The following is a 17,078-nucleotide window of genomic DNA, read 5'->3' as shown; positions in this document are numbered from 1 at the left end:
TCCCCCACCTGCCCTGCGCCATAATAGCGGCTGAACTTTCAGTCAGCAGGACCGCTATGCGTATCCCCCGGGTATATGAACCCCAGCCTTTGGCCCCCGGCCTCTGTATCGACCTCGGCGATACCACCATCCAGCATGTCATCCGCGCCCTGCGCCTGCGCGAAGGCGATCGCATCTGCCTGTTCAACGGCGATGGTCATGAATACCCTGCCGTACTGACACAGGTCGACAAGCGCTCGGCACAGGCGACACTGGAACCAGGGCTGACACCGACGGTCGAATCGACATTGCAGATTCATGTCGGTCAGACACTCTCCCGCGGTGAGCGGATGGATTATGCAGTACAGAAAGCCACCGAGATGGGTGTCAGTCGCATTACACCGCTGACCAGCGAGCGCTGCGAGGTCAAACTCAAGGCCGAGCGTGAAGACAAGCGTCTGCGTCACTGGCAGCAGGTAGCGATCAGTGCCTGCGAACAGAGCCAGCGTACCCGGGTACCCGAAATCGCCGAAGTCAGCCCGCTGCTGGACTGGATTCAAACCGTTGAAGCCGATCTCAAGCTGGTGCTGCATCACCACACGGCTCGCCCACTGCAGACGATGGAAGCGCCCGACTCGGTTGCGCTGTTGATCGGTCCCGAGGGCGGCTTGACCGAAGCCGAAGTGGAAGCGGCACTGGCTGCGGGCTTCGAACCGGTCGCCTTTGGCCCTCGAGTGATGCGCACCGAGACCGCACCAGTTGCGGCCTGCGCCATTCTGCAGTATCTCTGGGGCGATCTGGGTTAAGATTGAACGCACATTCAGCACAGGAATTTTTCAGATGACGATTAAAGTCGGCGTGGTGATGGACCCCATCGAGCAGATCACCTACAAAAAGGACAGCTCACTGGCGATGCTCTGGGCTGCGCAACGCAAGGGCTGGGAGCTGCACTACATGGAGCAGCAGCACCTGTTCCTGCGTGACGGCAAGGTGAAAGGGCAGATGGCACCGCTGAAGGTGGCCATGGACCCGGACAACTGGTTTGAGCACGGCGAGTATGTGATCCGCGACCTGGCCGAGCTGGACGTGATCCTGATGCGTAAGGACCCGCCGTTCGATAACGAATTCATCTACAGCACCCACCTGTTGGCGATGGCGGAATCCGAGGGTACCCTGATCGTCAACCGTACCGGCAGTCTGCGTGATTTCAATGAAAAGTTGTTTGCCACCCACTTTCCGCAATGCTGCCCGCCGGTACTGGTCACACGCCGGGCCGATCTGTTGCGCCAATTCCACGCCGAGCACAAGAATGTCATCTTCAAGCCACTGGACGGCATGGGCGGTTCGTCCATCTTCCACATTCGTGAAGACGGCACCAATCTGGGCGTCATCATCGAGACCCTGACCGCCCACGGCACCCAGACCATCATGGCGCAGAAGTACATACCCGAGATCAAGGACGGCGACAAACGCATCCTGATGATCAACGGTGAGCCTGTACCCTATGCGCTGGCCCGTATTCCCATGGCCGGTGAAACCCGTGGCAACCTGGCCGCCGGCGGTCGTGGCGAAGGCCGCCCACTAACGGATCGCGATCGCTGGATCTGTGAACAGGTCGGCCCAACGCTGAAAGAAAAGGGCCTGCTGTTCGTGGGTCTGGATGTGATCGGCGACTACCTGACCGAAATCAACGTCACCAGCCCCACCTGCATTCGCGAGCTGGATCAGCAGTTTGATCTGGACATCGGCATGCAGCTGATGGACTGCATTGATGAGGTATTGAAAACACGATGATCAAAAGGGGCACGCACCTGCCGCTTTGGCATATTATGAACAGAGATCGCTTCGGCTTCATGCTGTTCATTGCCACAGCAGTACACGGTGTGCTCCTGCTTGCCCTGGGCTTCTCGCTCCCTGAACGAGAACCTCCGCGCCAGACACTGGATGTCACCCTGGCGCAGTATCCGCAGCAGGACGCACCGGACAAGGCCGACTTCATTGCCCAACATAACCAAATGGGCAGCGGGAGCAATGATGACGCCACCACGCCGGCTACCACTGAAATGGCGCCACTGGCCAGTGAAAAACCTCAGGAGCAGGCCGCTCAGCGGGCACCTGCACCGCCAGAACCTGAGCAACCCCCGGCACCGGAACCCGAGCCGGGCAACAGCCCCGAACAGCAGGAGAGCCAGGCACAGGGCCAGAAGGCTATTGTCGCCACTCAAAGCGAGCAAAAGCCCCGCGCCAGCGAGCCGAAGCCACAACAGGCCGCGGCTGCTGCTCCACCGGTCAACGCCAACTCCTCTTCATTGCTAAACCGGGCTTTGGAAATGGCCAGCCTGCAGACACAGCTGGATCTGGAGCGTGAAACGCGTGCCAGAAAGCCTCGTGTCCTGCGCCTGACATCAGCTTCTACCCAGGCACATTCCTATGCCAGCTATCTGGATAACTGGCGTCGCCGAGTCGAGACCGTGGGCAACCTGAACTACCCGGAGCAGGCCCGCAATCAGGGACTGCAGGGCAAACTGCGGCTGCTGGTGGCTCTGCGCCCTGACGGCAGTGTCGAAAACATCGAAATCCTGCAGTCCTCCGGCCACCGAGCACTTGATGAGGGTGCCATTCGCATCGTACAGCTGGCCTCCCCGTTCCAGAGTTTTCCCATTGAGCTGCGTAAGGAAGTGGATCGACTTGAAATCATTCGTACCTGGAAATTTGAGAAACAGACACGGGTGTACTAAGCCTTAACCATACCCAAGCGGCGAAGAGAGATTCACCATGTCCCACACACTTACCTCACTTCGTGATCATTTCCTGATCTCCATGCCGCATCTGCATGATGAGACCTTCACCCAAACCGTTGTCTACATCTGCGACCACAGCGAGTACGGCGCCATGGGGATTGTCGTCAACCGCCCCAGCGGTATTCGCCTGTGTGACCTGCTGTCACACCTGGAGCTGGAAGACAACACCGGACTCTGGTCCGAACGCCCGGTTTTCAATGGCGGTCCGGTACGGGATGATCGCGGCTTTGTACTGCACCGCACCGAACCGCAGCAGCAGTGGCTATCCAGCCATCCCATCAATGACGAAATCAGTCTGACCACTTCGCTTGATATTCTGGAGGCGATCGCACGCAACGAGGGACCCGATACCTTTCTGGTAGCCTTGGGCTACGCAGGCTGGGGTCCAGAGCAACTGGAGCAGGAAATGTGCGACAACCTCTGGTTAAGCTGTCCGGCAAATTCAGATATACTTTTCCATCTGCCGCTGGAAGACCGCCTGCAGGCGGCTGCCGCGACTCTGGGTATCAATCTGAACCTGTTGCCGGCCCATGCCGGACACGCCTGACTGAACGGACTTGATGAGCAGCGACACCCAACAGGTGCTGGGGTTTGACTTCGGCACCACACGCATAGGTCTGGCCATCGGCCAGAGCCTGACCGCCACTGCCACCCCGATTGAGCCAGTGCGGGCTCGCGACGGCATGCCTGACTGGTCACAACTGGATGCAGCCATTGCCGAGTGGCAGCCTGACGCACTGGTAGTGGGCATTCCACTCAATATGGACGGCACCATCTCCGAAATGGCACGCCGCGCACGCAAGTTCGCCAACCGGATTCAGGATCGCTACCAGCTGCCCTGTTATCTCTGTGACGAGCGCCTGACCACCGCAGAAGCCAAACGCATTCACCTGGACGCCGGCGGCGGCACCAACTTCAAGCAGGAATCGGTCGACGGTATCGCCGCCCGTCTGATTCTGGAGGACTGGTTCAACAGTCCCGACCGCATTCCCAGCCACACCCGACTGGAGGACCTCTATGGTATCGGGAACACTGAGTGTTGATGCACTGCTCGACAAGATGGCGAGCGAAACCCGCGCCCTGATCACCCGTCGCGATCTCAAGGACCCGCTGATGATCGGCATCCGTACCGGCGGTGTCTGGCTGGCAGAGCGCTTGCACCGGCAGCTGGAACTGACCAGCCCGCTGGGCGTATTGGATATCAGCTTCTACCGTGACGATTTCACTCAGGTGGGCATCAACCCGAAAGTACAGCCCAGCCAACTGCCCTGCGCCACCGAAGGCCGGGACATTCTGCTGGTGGACGATGTCATCATGAGTGGCCGCACCATTCGCGCCGCCTTGAACGAACTGTTTGACTATGGCCGTCCCGCTTCCGTCAGCCTGATTACCCTGCTGGATCTGCAGCGCCGTGAGCTGCCAATTCAGGCCGATGTGATCGGCGGCACTCTGGCACTGGGACCGGACCAGCTGGTCAAGCTGAACGGCCCGGAACCCCTTACCCTGACCATCCGTCAGCGTGATTGAACCGACAAGAGACTGCATCCATGTTTGAGGCCAATGACCCGAACTCCATTCAGCTGACCGCTGACGGTCAGCTGCGGCACTTCCTCACCACCGAGGGGCTGCCGCGAGAGCTGTTGATCGAGATTCTCGACACAGCGGATTCCTTCGTCGACATGGGCGAGCAGCAGGTGAAGAAAGTCCCGCTGCTGCGTGGCAAAACCGTTGCCAACCTTTTTTTCGAAAACAGCACCCGTACCCTGTCCACCTTTGAACTGGCCGCCAAACGCCTGTCGGCGGACGTGTTGAACCTGAACATCAACACTTCGTCCACCAAGAAAGGGGAAACCCTGAAGGACACGTTGATGACCCTGCAGGCGATGCACTCCGACATGTTTGTTGTTCGCCATGCCGACAGCGGCGCCGCCCATTTCATCGCCCAGCACGTGACACCCAATGTTGCCGTGATCAACGCCGGTGATGGCCGTCACGCCCACCCGACTCAAGCGATGCTGGACATGCTTACCATTCGTCGTCACAAAGGGGAATTCGCCCCGCTGAAGGTCGCTATTGTGGGTGATATTCTGCACTCCCGCGTAGCCCGCTCGCAGATCCATGCCCTGCGCACCTTGGGCGTACACGAGATACGCGTCATCGCGCCCAAAACCCTTCTGCCGCGCCACATTGAGGCACTGGGCGTTAAGGTGTATACCGAGATGGCATCAGGGCTGCGCGATGTGGATGTCATCATGATGCTGCGTTTGCAGAAGGAACGCATGCAGAGCGCCCTGCTGCCGAGTGAAGCCGAGTTCTACAAGCTCTACGGCCTGAACCGCGACAAACTGGCCTATGCCAAGCCGGATGCGGTGGTGATGCACCCCGGCCCGATCAATCGCGGCGTCGAGATCGAGTCCGAGGTCGCCGATGGCCCGCGCTCGCTGATTCTGGATCAGGTAACCAATGGCATCGCCGTACGTATGGCTGTCATGTCCAAAGCGATGAGCGGTCAGCTGTCCCAGCGAGCCGCCACTGACAATGCATCACGGGAGGCCTGAGTTGATGAATATTCTGATTTCCGGTGGCCGCGTGATCGATCCGGCTCAATCGCTTGACCAGATCACCGACCTGTATATCAGCCAGGGTGAAATTTGCGCCATTGGCGCCGCTCCCGAAGGTTTTCATGCCGATGAGGTGATCAATGCTGAAGGTCAGATCGTCTGCCCCGGCCTGATCGACCTGTGCACTACCCTGCGCGAGCCGGGCCAGACCCGCAAGGGCACCATCGCCAGCGAAACCGCCGCGGCCGCGGCCGGTGGCATCACCACGCTTGTCGTGACGCCCGACACCAGTCCGATAGTGGAAACCGCTGCCGTGGCCGAATTGATCCAGGATCGCGCCGCCGATATCGGCTTTGCCCGAGTCCTGCCCATGGGGGCTCTAACCCAGGGCTTGCAGGGTGAACAGCTCGCACCGCTGCACGGACTGGCCAGCTCCGGCTGCATCGCCTTTACCAACCTGCGCCGTCCCTTCGGTAACAGCCAGATTCTCCTGCGCTGCCTTGAATATGCGGCCACCCACGACCTGCTGGTGGTGTTCCAGGCACAGGATGCTGCACTGGCTGCGAACGGTTGCATGCATGACGATACCACCAGTACCCGGCTGGGCCTGAACGGCATTCCCGAAGCGGCCGAAACCATCGAGGTATCACGCTGCCTACTGCTGGTGGAACAGACCGGTGTGCGCGCCCACTTCGGTCAGCTCTCCTGTGAGCGCTCGGTACGGATGATCGAAGCCGCCCGTGAGCGCGGTCTGCAGGTCAGCGCCGATGTGGCGATCCAGAACCTGTTGCTGACCGATGAAAGCGTCAACGGCTTCAACTCGGCCTATCATGTGCAGCCGCCGCTGCGCAGCCAGCTTGACCGAGCCGGGTTACGCCAGGGACTGGTTACCGGCACCATCAGCGCCATCTGCTCCGACCATCAGCCGCATGACCCCATCGCCAAACAGGCACCCTTCGCGGCAACCGAGCCCGGTATGAGCGGTCTGGAAACCCTGTTGCCGCTGAGTCTTCGACTGGTGGAACAGCAGTTGCTGGAGCTGCCGCAGCTGATTGAGTCACTGACGATTGCCCCTGCCCGCATTCTGGGTCTGGATGCCGGCACACTGGAAGTGGGGTCCCAGGCCGATATTTGCGTGTTTGATCCTGCAACCGAGTGGACTGTGAGCGAGGACAGCCTGAGGTCCGCTGGCAAGAACACACCATTCCTCGATCAGACACTTAAGGGACAGGTCAAAGCCACCCTGATGGATGGCCGCATCGTGTTCCGGCGTTGAGGCCGCCAGGCACTCTGAAAACAAAAAAGGAGCACGCCCATACGGCTGCTCCCTTTTTTTGACTGCCCAACCATCATGTATCTGTAAGAGATTACATCCCCTTCACGTCCACATTGCCCTTCAAATTCAGACTGTCATCTTCATCCTGCAGCGTGAAACTTGGCATATCGTCCGCCGCACCATCGGCCTTGCCACTGGTTTCTTCATCCAGCTTGATCATCAGGCGCAGGTCGTTGGCCGAGTCGGCGTGAGCCAATGCCGCTTCGTAGGTGATGATACCATCGCGGTACAGCTCGAACAGCGCCTGGTCGAAGGTGCGCATACCCAGGTTGGTAGACTTCTTGATCACATCCTTGATCTCGTGCACCTGACCCTTGCGGATATGATCCTGGATCAGCGGCGAGTTGATCATTACTTCAATTGCCGCACGACGCCCCTTGCCATCCACGGTCGGCAGCAACTGCTGCGCCACAATCGCCTTCAGGTTAAGTGACATGTCCATCCAGATCTGGTCATGATGCTCGGGCCCAAAGAAGGAGATGATGCGATCCAGCGCCTGGTTGGCGTTGTTGGCGTGCAGGGTTGCCATGCACAGGTGGCCAGTTTCGGCGAACTGCAGGCCGAATTTCATGGTTTCAGCCGAGCGAATTTCACCCATCAAAATCACGTCAGGTGCCTGACGCAGCGTGTTTTTCAGTGCCACGTCAAAGGATTCTGTATCGATCCCCACTTCACGCTGAGTGACAATGCTCTTTTTGTGATTGTGGATATATTCGATTGGGTCTTCGATGGTGATGATGTGACCAGCGTGATTATCGTTACGATAGTCGATCATCGACGCCAGAGAGGTAGACTTACCGGTCGAGGTACCACCCACGAACAGAATCAGTCCACGCTTGGTCATGGAGAGCTCACGCAGCACGTTCGGCAGCTTCAGTTCATCCATGGTGGGAATATGGTTGTTGATGGCACGCAGCACCATCCCCGGCGTATTGCGCTGCATGAATGCACTGACACGGAAACGGCCAATGCCGGGCGCACTGATGGCGAAGTTACACTCGTTGGTGCCTTCAAATTCGGCCAGCTGTTTGTCGTTCATGGTGCTGTACACCAGAGCGCGTGTCTGGCTGGGTTTGAGTGTTTCCTTGGTCAGCGGCCGGATGGTGCCGTCTACCTTGATCGATGGGGCGGCACCTGCTGTGACAAACAGATCCGATGCCCCCCGGTCCACCATTACCTTCAGCAGTTGAGTAAAATCCACTGTATTGCTCCTGTTGAATCAGGCTCAGAATGAGCTGGGGGTCTTCGCCTTTTCACGGGCCGTTTCACGCGAGATCAGGCCCTTCTGAACCAGTTCAAGCAACGACTGATCCAGCGTTTTCATGCCGTAGGCGGCACCTGTCTGAATCGCCGAGTACATCTGCGCCACCTTGTCTTCACGGATCAGGTTACGTACTGCAGCAGTACCGATCATGATTTCGTGCGCCGCGACACGTCCACCCTTCGGTTTTTTCAGCAGAGTCTGAGAGATAACCCCCTGCAGTGACTCCGACAGCATGGAACGCACCATGTCCTTTTCCGCCGCCGGGAACACGTCAATGATACGGTCGATGGTCTTAGCCGCCGAAGTGGTGTGCAGGGTGCCGAACACCAAGTGACCGGTTTCCGCTGCGGTCAACGCCAGGCGGATGGTTTCCAGGTCTCGCATCTCACCCACCAGGATCACGTCCGGGTCTTCACGCAGCGCCGAACGCAGCGCGTTGGCAAAACTGTGAGTATCACGATGGACCTCACGCTGGTTGATCAGGCACTTCTTGCTTTCGTGGACAAACTCGATCGGGTCTTCAATGGTCAGAATGTGGTCGGAGCGGGTATCGTTGACGTAATCGATCATGGCCGCCAAGGTGGTGCTCTTACCGGAGCCGGTAGGACCGGTGACGAGGACCAGACCACGAGCCTGTTCCGCCAGATCCTGAAACACCTTGCCCATGCCCAGGTCATCCAGCGTCAGCACCTTGTTGGGTACAGTTCGGAAAACCGCCGCCGCGCCCCGGTGCTGGTTGAAAGCGTTAACACGGAAACGGGACAGCTTGGGAACTTCGAACGAGAAATCCACTTCCAGATTCTCTTCATATTCCTTACGCTGTTTGTCGTTCATGATGTCGTACACCAGCGTGTGCACCTGTTTGTGCTCCAGTGCCGGCAACTTGATTCGGCGCACATCACCGTCTACACGGATCATGGGCGGCATGCCGGAGGTCAGGTGCAAGTCGGATGCGCCCTGTTGTACGGCAAATGACAAAAGTTCTGTAATATCCATAATCAGTCGAGATCCGCAGCAGCTTCCTTTAAACTTTACTGTTCTAGCAGAATAGGTACAGCCTGCCAATGACAGTCGTCAGTATTCATACAGCCTTATGTTAGCAGACAAATATTCAGCCGTACGCCAGCAGATCAGGCTGGCATGTGAAAATGCCGCACGCAGCCCTGACAGCGTATCACTGCTGGCCGTGAGCAAAACGCGCAGTGCCGATGAAGTACGCGAACTGAGCCACTGTGGCCAGCGTGCCTTTGGCGAGAACTATCTGCAGGAAGCACTGGACAAGATTGACGCCCTGTCTGACCTGGATCTCGAGTGGCACTTCATCGGCCCGATACAGTCCAACAAGACACGCCCGATTGCCGAGCACTTCGATTGGGTACACAGCGTGGATCGGCTCAAAATTGCCAGCCGCCTTTCAGAACAGCGTCCGGTACAGCTGCCACCTCTGAACATCTGCCTGCAGGTGAATATCAGTGATGAGGCAAGCAAGTCCGGCTGTACACCAGATGAGTTGCCCGCACTGGCCGACGCCGTTGCCCGGTTGCCGAATCTGCGCCTGCGTGGTCTGATGGCAATCCCGAAACCGGAAGATAATCCGCAGCGCCAGCGAGCGGTCTTTGCACAGGTGAGGCAGTTGCTGGAGCAGCTGCAGCACACTCAACCTGCGCTGGACACATTGTCGATGGGGATGTCAGCTGACATAGAGGCAGCCATACTGGAAGGCTCGACCATGGTACGTGTCGGTACCGCCTTGTTTGGTCCACGCAACCCGCCTTCAACCCGTTAAGCCACCTACAGGATTGAGACAGACATTATGAGCCAGTCACCCGTAATTGCATTCATCGGCGCCGGCAACATGGCCCGCGCCATCATCGGCGGACTGTTGGAAAACGGCTTTGCTGCCGCTGACCTCTGGGCCTCCGAGCCGGATACCGAGCGGTTGCAGGATCTGGCCGAGCGTGGCCTTAATGTGACCAGCGACAACCGTGCCGCGGTTGCCGCCGCCGATATTGTAGTGCTGGCAGTCAAGCCACAGGTGATGAAGGCCGTTGTCACTGATCTGGCAAGCGCTGTTCAGTCTCGTCAGCCGCTGATGGTATCGATCGCCGCCGGTATCAGCCTGGATGCGCTTGATCGCTGGCTTGGCGGCGAGATCGCATTGGTGCGCTGCATGCCCAACACTCCATCACTGGTACAAACCGGTGCCAGTGGCCTGTTTGCCAACAGCCGTGTCAGTGCCGAACAACGCCAGCAGGCCACCACCGTGCTGGAAGCGGTCGGCATCGCACTTTGGGTACAAAGTGAGGCTGAGCTGGATGCCGTTACCGCCATATCAGGATCAGGCCCGGCCTATTATTTCCTGATGATGGAAGCAATGACCGCTGCCGGTGTCAAACTGGGTCTCAGCGAAGAGACCGCGCGCGGCTTGACTCTTCAGACCGCCCTGGGTGCCGCACGTATGGCCAGCAACAGTGAGGTGAACCCGACCGAGCTGCGCCGCCGCGTCACCTCGCCCAACGGTACGACTGAACGCGCCATCAAAACGTTCCAGGCCGAAGGTTTCGACGCACTGGTTGAACACGCACTCACCGCTTGCCGTGACCGCTCTGTGGAGCTGGCCGGTGAGCTGTGCCAAGACTGATTACCGAGACAGGAGCCATTATGGGACAGGACCCGATCACCCTCATCATTCGCACGCTGGGTGAGATTTATGTCTTCATGCTGGTGCTGCGCTTTCTGCTGCAGCTGGCCAGAGCTGATTATTACAATCCGATATCCCAGGCCGTGGTACGCCTGACACAACCACCGGTGCGTCCGTTGCAAATGCTGCTGCGCCCGCGTGGTCGCTTTGATGCCTCGCCACTGATTGTTGCACTGGTGGTCAAGGCCGTAACGCTGCTGCTGATCTTTCAGCTCGCCGGCGCACTGGCCCAGGCATCGATCAATCCATTGCAGCTACTGATCTTCTCTGCCGTCGGGGTGATTGATACCATTCTGACAATTTATTTCTGGGCGGTGATTGGTGCCGTCATCATCAGCTGGATCTCGCCTGACAGCTATCACCCAGCACCACAGCTTTTGCTGCAGCTGACCGAGCCCCTGTTTGCACTGGCGCGCAAGGTAATCCCGCCGATTGGCGGACTGGATCTATCGCCGATTCTTATTTTTCTGGTGATCCAGATCCTGCAGTCCCAGCTGGGTCGACTGCTGGCGTTCTGAAATCGATTGAGAGACAAAAATGCCCGCTGTAATCCCTGAAGATTCCGTTGGTCTGGTTACACCTCGGAAAATCCATTTCGATCAGCCACTGGCGCTGAGCTGCGGCCGCAGCCTTGAACGGTGGGACCTGATGGTGGAAACCTACGGTGAACTCAATGCCGATGCATCCAACGCCGTGCTGATCTGCCATGCCTTGTCCGGCCACCACCATGCCGCCGGCTACCACGACATGGATGAACGCAAGCCCGGCTGGTGGGATTCGGCCATTGGCCCCGGCAAAACCATCGACACCAACCGTTTTTTTGTGGTCAGCCTTAACAACCTGGGTGGCTGCCACGGCTCCACCGGCCCGAACAGCCTCAACCCTGACACCGGCAAACCCTATGGCCCCGATTTCCCGATCATGACGGTTCTGGATTGGGTCAACAGTCAGGCACGGCTGGCGGACCGGCTCGGCATCACTCAGTGGGCCGCTGTGGTCGGCGGCAGCTTGGGTGGCATGCAGGCCCTGCAGTGGTCGATCAGTTACCCCGAGCGACTGCGCCACTGCGTCGTGATCGCTTCGGCTGCCAAATTGAGTGCCCAGAACATCGCGTTCAACGAGGTTGCCCGGCAGGCCATCAGCAAGGACCCGGAGTTCCATAACGGCCACTATTATGAGGAAGGCGTTGTGCCGCGTACCGGGCTGATGCTGGCTCGCATGGTGGGCCATATCACCTATCTGTCGGACGATGGCATGCGTGAAAAATTTGGCCGTGAACTGAAAGACGGTAAGCTCAGTTTCGACTTCAACCCGCAGTTTGAAGTGGAGTCATACCTGCAATATCAGGGCGAGCGATTTTCATCCTCCTTCGATGCCAACACCTATCTGTTGATGACCAAGGCGCTGGACTACTTCGATCCAGCCGGTGAACAGGGTGACAACCTGGCCGCGGCCCTGGCACCGGCCCGCTGCAACTACCTGGTGGTTTCCTTTACCACCGACTGGCGCTTTTCACCAGAGCGCTCACGTGAGCTGGTGGATGGTCTTATCGCCGCCGGCAAGCCGGTCAGTTATGCCGAAATTGACGCACCACAGGGGCACGACGCCTTCCTGATTCCGATTCCGCGCTACATGGAGGTGTTCGGTGGCTACATGAACCGCATCGCCAACAGTCTGACACCGGCCGAAGGAGAACTGAATGCGCGCTGATCTGGAAATTATTGACGAGTGGATTCAGCCCGGCTCACGGGTGCTTGACCTGGGCTGCGGTGATGGTGAGCTGCTGGCGCACCTCGTGCAGCACAAACAGGTCAGTGGCTACGGCCTTGAGATCGACCACGACAATCTGACCACCTGTGTCGAGCGCGGCGTCAGCGTGATCGAGAAGGATATCGACGATGGCCTGACCAGCATTCGCAACAACAGTTTCGACTACGTAATCATGACCCAGGCATTGCAGAGCATGCACCGCCCGGATCTCATCATCGACGAGATGCTGCGTATAGGACGCGAGTGCATTGTAACCTTCCCCAACTTTGCACACTGGCGTGCGCGTGGCTATCTTACCTTCAGGGGCAAGATGCCGGTTTCAAAGTTTCTGCCCTACACTTGGTACAACACACCGAACATTCATTTCTGTACTTTCAAGGATTTCGAGCAACTGTGTGTTGACCGCAATATCGAAATCCTGGAGCGGACCGTGGTTGACCACGCCCATCGCCATCGCTGGTGGATAAAGCTGTGGCCCAACATGCTGGGCGAAATCGCCATCTACCGCATTACCCGCTGACAGGAGGCCTGACATGAACCTGATTACCACCCACCTGACCCGGCTGCTATTGAGCAGCACACTGCTGCTGAGCACGACGGCTCTGGCGGAACAGATGATCTCTGATGGCCGTTATGAAATTCATTACAACGCCTTCAACTCCAGCTTCATCACCCCTGAAGTGGCGCAGCTCAACAATATTACCCGAAGCAAATACCGCGCTTTGGTGAATGTGTCGGTACTGAAGTTTGAGGAGGATGGCAGCAAGACACCGGTCACCGCTATCGTGAACGGGCAGGCCGCCAATCTACTGGGGCAGGCTCAACAGATGGAATTTCAGAAGATCGACGAAGGCAATGCGCTGTATTACATCGGCAGTTTCCGCTTTACTGAGGAAGAGCGTCTCAAAATCAGCCTGGAAGTACAGCCTGATCCGAATGAGTCTCCCTACAATATTGAATTTGAACAGACCTTTTACACGGATTGAATGAGTACATGATCAACAAAATCGTGCTGGCCAGCGGTAATCGCGGCAAGTTGAAAGAGTTCAACGAAATCTTTGCACCGCTGCAGATCGACGTAATGCCCCAGTCCGACTTTGCGGTGCAGGATGCCAATGAGACAGGCCTCAGTTTCGTCGAGAACGCCATCATCAAGGCACGACATGCCGCTCGGGTTACCGGCCTGCCGGCACTCTCTGATGACTCAGGGCTGGAAGTGGATGCGCTGAATGGTGCACCGGGGATCTACTCGGCGCGCTACGCCGGCGCCGGCTGCGGCGATGACGAGAACAACCGTAAGCTGCTGCAGGCGCTTGAACAAGTGCCCGCCGAGCAGCGCAGTGCCCGCTTCCAATGCGTGCTGGTGTTCATGCGTCACGCAGAGGACCCGACCCCTCTGATCTGTCAGGGAAGCTGGGAAGGTGTCATTCTGGATACTCCACGCGGTCATAATGGTTTCGGCTATGACCCGCTGTTTTTCGTTCCCGAACTCAACTGCGCCAGCGCCGAGCTCAGCTCGGAGCAGAAACAGAAATACAGCCACCGCGGCAAAGCGGTGCGCCAGTTCATCGAACAGATCGGCCCCTGGCTCAAGCACGCATGAGCCTGCCGCCTCTGTCGCTCTACATACACGTCCCCTGGTGTGTACGCAAATGTCCCTATTGTGATTTCAACTCCCATGCCGCTCCAGAGCAGCTGCCGGAAGATGCCTATGTGCAGGCCCTGCTGGATGATCTGGACAGCGAACTGCCACTGATACAGGGGCGGCCCTTGCAGTCCATCTTCATCGGTGGCGGTACACCCAGCCTGTTCAGCGCACAGGCCATCGGACAGATCCTGCAGGGTGTTGCTGCCCGAACACCGTTTGCCGACGATATCGAGATCACTCTGGAAGCCAACCCCGGCACCTTTGAACTGGCCCGCTTTGAGGGTTTCCGGAACGCTGGCGTCAACCGCCTTTCCATCGGCGTGCAAAGCTTCAATGCCGAGCATCTGCAGCGCCTCGGACGCATTCACAATCCGATCGAGGCCTTTGCCGCGGCTCGTGCCGCAGTGGAAATTTTTCCGCGGGTCAATCTGGATTTGATGCATGGACTACCGGAGCAGACACCGGCCGAAGCCATGGATGATCTGCAGCAGGCACTGGAGATTAACCCCGGTCACCTGTCCTGGTATCAGCTGACCATCGAACCCAATACCGAGTTTCACGCCCGCCCACCGAGCCTGCCACTGGATGAAGCGCTGTGGGAGATTCAGGAGCAGGGGCAAGCACTACTGGAAAAGACCGGCTACCGGCAGTATGAGATCTCAGCCTACGCTCGGCCTGGACAGCAGGCTCGACACAACCTGAATTACTGGCAGTTTGGTGACTACATCGGTATCGGTGCGGGAGCCCACGGAAAAATCAGCCGTTTCGATGCCACGGGCCAGCTGCAGATTCAACGCCGCCACAAGCAGCGACAGCCCAAGGCCTATCTCGACCCGGCACGCCGTCTGGCGGGCAACGAGCCCATCGCACTGGAGGACCGCCCCTTCGAGTTTATGCTCAATGCCCTGCGCTTGAGCGAAGGAGTATCTTCAGACTTGTTCAAAACACGAACAGGCGTTAGCCTGTCTTCAGTTGAGACCCTGTTACAGCAGGCACGGCAACGCGAACTTCTGATCAATGACACAACCCGGCTGGCACCAACCCCCCTGGGACGCCTGTTCCTGAATGACCTGCTGTCCCTGTTTCTGAACTGAGGATTGCGTTAATACACTGCCCCCTGCGTTAGTCCTGTCACCTGACACTGGAAATCCGCGCATATGACCATAAAAAAGAAATTGGGCACCCTGATCGCACTCATACTGATTGGCTTTATCGGCATGGGCGCGATCATTTTCCACACATTGGGGCAATACCGTGACCTTGTACTGATCAGTGAGACCCTGGCCCATGTGGAGGCTCGCAAACAGGATCTGCGACGCTACGAGAAGGATTTTCTAGCACGACACGACGCACGCTATCTTGAGCACTTCAGCAACACCTACAGTGAGTTCAAAACCCAACTGAGTCAGTTGAGACAATTGCTGCCAGAACCGGAGCTGCAGGATAAACTCGACACACTCGCCAATCGCATGCAGATTTACGACCGCTCTTTCGCCGCGGTCAGCGAGCTGCGAACCGAAATAGGACTGGACGAAAAATCCGGCCTTCTCGGTCAGCTTCGGGGGGCAATTCATGCTGTTGAAGATGAAATCCGATCAGCTGACAACAGCGAACTGCTCAGCACCCTGCTGATGCTGCGTCGCCATGAGAAGGACTTTCTTCTGCGTCTGGACACCAAATATCTTGATCGTTTCCTGAAAGAAATCTCTCTGTTCAACCAACAGATCGATCGGCTAATGCCGCCGTCTCAGCGTGCTTCCATGGAACCACTATTGGTGCAGTACCGTGACCAGTTTCAGCGTCTGGTCGATGCCTACGTCCAGCTGGGCTTGACCGTAGATAGTGGCCTGATGGGCCAGATGCGCCAGGCGGTCAAAAGCACCGATGAGCTGCAGATCAAACTTGAAGAGCATCTCAACCATCGTATGGAGCGTGAACAGCAACGCTTGATGACCACCGCATTGATTGCCATGACACTGGCCATCCTGGCGACAGTGATTCCGGCGCTAATGTTGGGGCGCAGCATCCTGCGTCCCATCAATACGTTGGCCGCCACGATGAAGCGGGCCAGTGACGAGCACGACCTGACATTGAGAATAGCCTCCGATGGCAAGGACGAAGTCGGTCGGATGGCGCAGGATTTCAACAGCATGATGGACAGCTTCCGCGCACTGATCGCACGGGTCGCCGGAACCTCTGGGCAACTGGCCACGGCGGCCGAACAACTGTCCGCGACAACCCGGGACACCTCGACAGGACTTAACCAGCAGCAGGCACAGGTACTGCAGGTTGCCGCCGCCGTACAGGAAATGGAAAGCTCCATGCAGGAGATAGCCGGCAACACCGAAAACACGGCTGCAACCGCCTCGCGGGCACAACAGGATGCCAGCGACAGTGCCACCCGTGTGCGCGGCAACATCAGTGCCCTGCAACTGATGGCCGAAAAGGCACGTGAAACCGCAGGCGTCGTCGATCAGCTGCGCTGCGAAAGCGACAGCATCGGCACCATGCTGGATCTGATCAAGGATATTGCCGAGCAGACCAACCTGCTGGCGCTGAACGCCTCCATTGAGGCAGCGCGGGCCGGTGAGCAGGGCCGTGGCTTTGCAGTCGTTGCCGATGAGGTGCGCACCCTTGCATCCCGCTCACAGCAGTCTGCCGCTGACATTGAGAGGCGCATTCGCAGCCTGCAGGAGCAGACCCACAACGTCAGCCGGTTAATGCAGGAAAGCGTCAGCAACAGTGAACAGAGTGCAGCAGAAGCCAGTGCCACCATTGACGCCCTTGATACCATCATTACGGGCGCTGCCAGCATCGTCGACATGACCACTTAAGTGGCATCGGCCACCGAGGAGCAGGCCGCGGTGGCTGCCGAGATCACACGCAACATCGAGCATATCCGCGGCATTATGACGACCGCAAATGACCAGGTGGGGCAGAATGCGGATGCCAGCCACATGGTGGCTGAGCAAGCCAGCGAGCTGCAGACGGCTGTTTCCCGTTTCCGCACCTGAACGG

At 58.1% G+C, this 17,078-nt stretch carries 20 protein-coding genes; 18 read left to right on the top strand and 2 right to left on the bottom strand.

Annotated elements, in window-relative coordinates; translation table 11 throughout:
* Nucleotides 1–56 precede the first annotated feature (56 nt).
* From ABIE61_RS07395 to ABIE61_RS07360, 8 genes are read left to right on the top strand one after another with little or no spacing between them, the layout of a single operon-like run.
* Nucleotides 57–785 (top strand): 16S rRNA (uracil(1498)-N(3))-methyltransferase, encoded by a 729-nt coding sequence (locus tag ABIE61_RS07395; RefSeq protein WP_354408081.1) that lies wholly within the window; start codon nt 57–59, stop codon nt 783–785.
* Nucleotides 786–819: 34 nt separating this feature from the next.
* A complete protein-coding gene (gshB, locus tag ABIE61_RS07390) occupies nt 820–1,773 on the top strand; it encodes a glutathione synthase (protein WP_354408080.1) in 954 nt (317 codons plus the stop codon).
* 35 nt (nt 1,774–1,808) lie between these two features.
* The gene (locus ABIE61_RS07385; protein ID WP_354408078.1) at nt 1,809–2,717 is read left to right on the top strand and encodes an energy transducer TonB; all 909 of its coding nucleotides are present in this window, start codon (nt 1,809–1,811) and stop codon (nt 2,715–2,717) included.
* A 37-nt stretch (nt 2,718–2,754) separates the two neighbouring features.
* A complete protein-coding gene (locus ABIE61_RS07380; RefSeq protein WP_091825912.1) occupies nt 2,755–3,327 on the top strand; it encodes a YqgE/AlgH family protein in 573 nt (190 codons plus the stop codon).
* A 13-nt stretch (nt 3,328–3,340) separates the two neighbouring features.
* Complete coding sequence (ruvX, locus tag ABIE61_RS07375; RefSeq protein ID WP_206837318.1) at nt 3,341–3,823, top strand: Holliday junction resolvase RuvX; 483 nt, start codon at nt 3,341–3,343, stop codon at nt 3,821–3,823.
* A complete protein-coding gene (pyrR, locus tag ABIE61_RS07370; RefSeq protein ID WP_091825917.1) occupies nt 3,798–4,307 on the top strand; it encodes a bifunctional pyr operon transcriptional regulator/uracil phosphoribosyltransferase PyrR in 510 nt (169 codons plus the stop codon). Before ruvX ends, pyrR begins: the two co-directional genes overlap by 26 nt.
* 20 nt (nt 4,308–4,327) lie before the next feature.
* Nucleotides 4,328–5,338, top strand: a complete 1,011-nt coding sequence (locus ABIE61_RS07365) for an aspartate carbamoyltransferase catalytic subunit (RefSeq protein ID WP_091825920.1) — start codon at nt 4,328–4,330, stop codon at nt 5,336–5,338.
* Between the two features lie 4 nt (nt 5,339–5,342).
* Nucleotides 5,343–6,617, top strand: a complete 1,275-nt coding sequence (locus tag ABIE61_RS07360; RefSeq protein ID WP_354408073.1) for a dihydroorotase — start codon at nt 5,343–5,345, stop codon at nt 6,615–6,617.
* 91 nt (nt 6,618–6,708) lie between these two features.
* On the opposite strand, the gene ABIE61_RS07355 is transcribed toward ABIE61_RS07360, so the two are convergent.
* Nucleotides 6,709–7,878: a PilT/PilU family type 4a pilus ATPase gene (locus ABIE61_RS07355; RefSeq protein ID WP_206837326.1), complete on the bottom strand. Its 1,170-nt coding sequence runs from the start codon at nt 7,876–7,878 to the stop codon at nt 6,709–6,711.
* Between the two features lie 24 nt (nt 7,879–7,902).
* Nucleotides 7,903–8,937 carry a type IV pilus twitching motility protein PilT gene (locus ABIE61_RS07350; protein WP_354408071.1) on the bottom strand — a complete coding sequence of 345 codons (1,035 nt, stop codon included), beginning with the start codon at nt 8,935–8,937 and terminating at the stop codon, nt 7,903–7,905.
* Nucleotides 8,938–9,034: 97 nt separating this feature from the next.
* Here ABIE61_RS07350 and ABIE61_RS07345 point away from each other — a divergent pair, with 97 nt between their 5' ends.
* From ABIE61_RS07345 to ABIE61_RS07300, 10 genes are all read left to right on the top strand, one after another.
* Entirely contained in the window at nt 9,035–9,727 is a 693-nt protein-coding gene (locus ABIE61_RS07345) for a YggS family pyridoxal phosphate-dependent enzyme (RefSeq protein WP_354408068.1), read from the top strand.
* Nucleotides 9,728–9,754: 27 nt separating this feature from the next.
* On the top strand, nt 9,755–10,582 hold the full coding sequence (gene proC / locus ABIE61_RS07340) for a pyrroline-5-carboxylate reductase (protein ID WP_206837331.1): 828 nt from the start codon (nt 9,755–9,757) through the stop codon (nt 10,580–10,582).
* Between the two features lie 20 nt (nt 10,583–10,602).
* On the top strand, nt 10,603–11,160 hold the full coding sequence (locus ABIE61_RS07335) for a YggT family protein (protein ID WP_206837334.1): 558 nt from the start codon (nt 10,603–10,605) through the stop codon (nt 11,158–11,160).
* 19 nt (nt 11,161–11,179) lie between these two features.
* Entirely contained in the window at nt 11,180–12,352 is a 1,173-nt protein-coding gene (gene metX / locus ABIE61_RS07330) for a homoserine O-succinyltransferase MetX (protein ID WP_091825939.1), read from the top strand.
* On the top strand, nt 12,342–12,932 hold the full coding sequence (gene metW, locus ABIE61_RS07325) for a methionine biosynthesis protein MetW (RefSeq protein ID WP_206837337.1): 591 nt from the start codon (nt 12,342–12,344) through the stop codon (nt 12,930–12,932). Before metX ends, metW begins: the two co-directional genes overlap by 11 nt.
* Nucleotides 12,933–12,945: 13 nt before the next feature.
* Entirely contained in the window at nt 12,946–13,398 is a 453-nt protein-coding gene (locus ABIE61_RS07320; RefSeq protein WP_206837340.1) for a DUF4426 domain-containing protein, read from the top strand.
* An 8-nt stretch (nt 13,399–13,406) separates the two neighbouring features.
* Complete coding sequence (locus ABIE61_RS07315; RefSeq protein ID WP_354408063.1) at nt 13,407–14,015, top strand: XTP/dITP diphosphatase; 609 nt, start codon at nt 13,407–13,409, stop codon at nt 14,013–14,015.
* Nucleotides 14,012–15,154, top strand: coding sequence for a radical SAM family heme chaperone HemW (hemW, locus tag ABIE61_RS07310; protein WP_354408060.1), 1,143 nt, complete (start codon nt 14,012–14,014; stop codon nt 15,152–15,154). Before ABIE61_RS07315 ends, hemW begins: the two co-directional genes overlap by 4 nt.
* Before the next feature lie 63 nt (nt 15,155–15,217).
* Nucleotides 15,218–16,894: a methyl-accepting chemotaxis protein gene (locus ABIE61_RS07305; protein WP_354408059.1), complete on the top strand. Its 1,677-nt coding sequence runs from the start codon at nt 15,218–15,220 to the stop codon at nt 16,892–16,894.
* Nucleotides 16,895–17,074, top strand: coding sequence for a hypothetical protein (locus ABIE61_RS07300; protein WP_354408056.1), 180 nt, complete (start codon nt 16,895–16,897; stop codon nt 17,072–17,074).
* Nucleotides 17,075–17,078 lie beyond the last annotated feature (4 nt).

This window comes from Marinobacterium sp. MBR-111 (assembly GCF_040547585.1).
Taxonomy (GTDB): Bacteria; Pseudomonadota; Gammaproteobacteria; order Pseudomonadales; family Balneatricaceae; genus Marinobacterium; species Marinobacterium iners.
This window is presented reverse-complemented; position numbering and strand designations above follow the sequence as displayed.

Coding starts and splice junctions, on each gene's coding strand:
- ABIE61_RS07395 (WP_354408081.1), top strand. CDS start 57: ATGCGTATCCCCCGGGTATATGAACCCCAGCCTTTGGCCCCCGGCCTC.
- gshB (WP_354408080.1), top strand. CDS start 820: ATGACGATTAAAGTCGGCGTGGTGATGGACCCCATCGAGCAGATCACC.
- ABIE61_RS07385 (WP_354408078.1), top strand. CDS start 1,809: ATGAACAGAGATCGCTTCGGCTTCATGCTGTTCATTGCCACAGCAGTA.
- ABIE61_RS07380 (WP_091825912.1), top strand. CDS start 2,755: ATGTCCCACACACTTACCTCACTTCGTGATCATTTCCTGATCTCCATG.
- ruvX (WP_206837318.1), top strand. CDS start 3,341: ATGAGCAGCGACACCCAACAGGTGCTGGGGTTTGACTTCGGCACCACA.
- pyrR (WP_091825917.1), top strand. CDS start 3,798: ATGGTATCGGGAACACTGAGTGTTGATGCACTGCTCGACAAGATGGCG.
- ABIE61_RS07365 (WP_091825920.1), top strand. CDS start 4,328: ATGTTTGAGGCCAATGACCCGAACTCCATTCAGCTGACCGCTGACGGT.
- ABIE61_RS07360 (WP_354408073.1), top strand. CDS start 5,343: ATGAATATTCTGATTTCCGGTGGCCGCGTGATCGATCCGGCTCAATCG.
- ABIE61_RS07350 (WP_354408071.1), bottom strand. CDS start 8,937: ATGGATATTACAGAACTTTTGTCATTTGCCGTACAACAGGGCGCATCC.
- ABIE61_RS07345 (WP_354408068.1), top strand. CDS start 9,035: ATGTTAGCAGACAAATATTCAGCCGTACGCCAGCAGATCAGGCTGGCA.
- proC (WP_206837331.1), top strand. CDS start 9,755: ATGAGCCAGTCACCCGTAATTGCATTCATCGGCGCCGGCAACATGGCC.
- ABIE61_RS07335 (WP_206837334.1), top strand. CDS start 10,603: ATGGGACAGGACCCGATCACCCTCATCATTCGCACGCTGGGTGAGATT.
- metX (WP_091825939.1), top strand. CDS start 11,180: ATGCCCGCTGTAATCCCTGAAGATTCCGTTGGTCTGGTTACACCTCGG.
- metW (WP_206837337.1), top strand. CDS start 12,342: ATGCGCGCTGATCTGGAAATTATTGACGAGTGGATTCAGCCCGGCTCA.
- ABIE61_RS07320 (WP_206837340.1), top strand. CDS start 12,946: ATGAACCTGATTACCACCCACCTGACCCGGCTGCTATTGAGCAGCACA.
- ABIE61_RS07315 (WP_354408063.1), top strand. CDS start 13,407: ATGATCAACAAAATCGTGCTGGCCAGCGGTAATCGCGGCAAGTTGAAA.
- hemW (WP_354408060.1), top strand. CDS start 14,012: ATGAGCCTGCCGCCTCTGTCGCTCTACATACACGTCCCCTGGTGTGTA.
- ABIE61_RS07305 (WP_354408059.1), top strand. CDS start 15,218: ATGACCATAAAAAAGAAATTGGGCACCCTGATCGCACTCATACTGATT.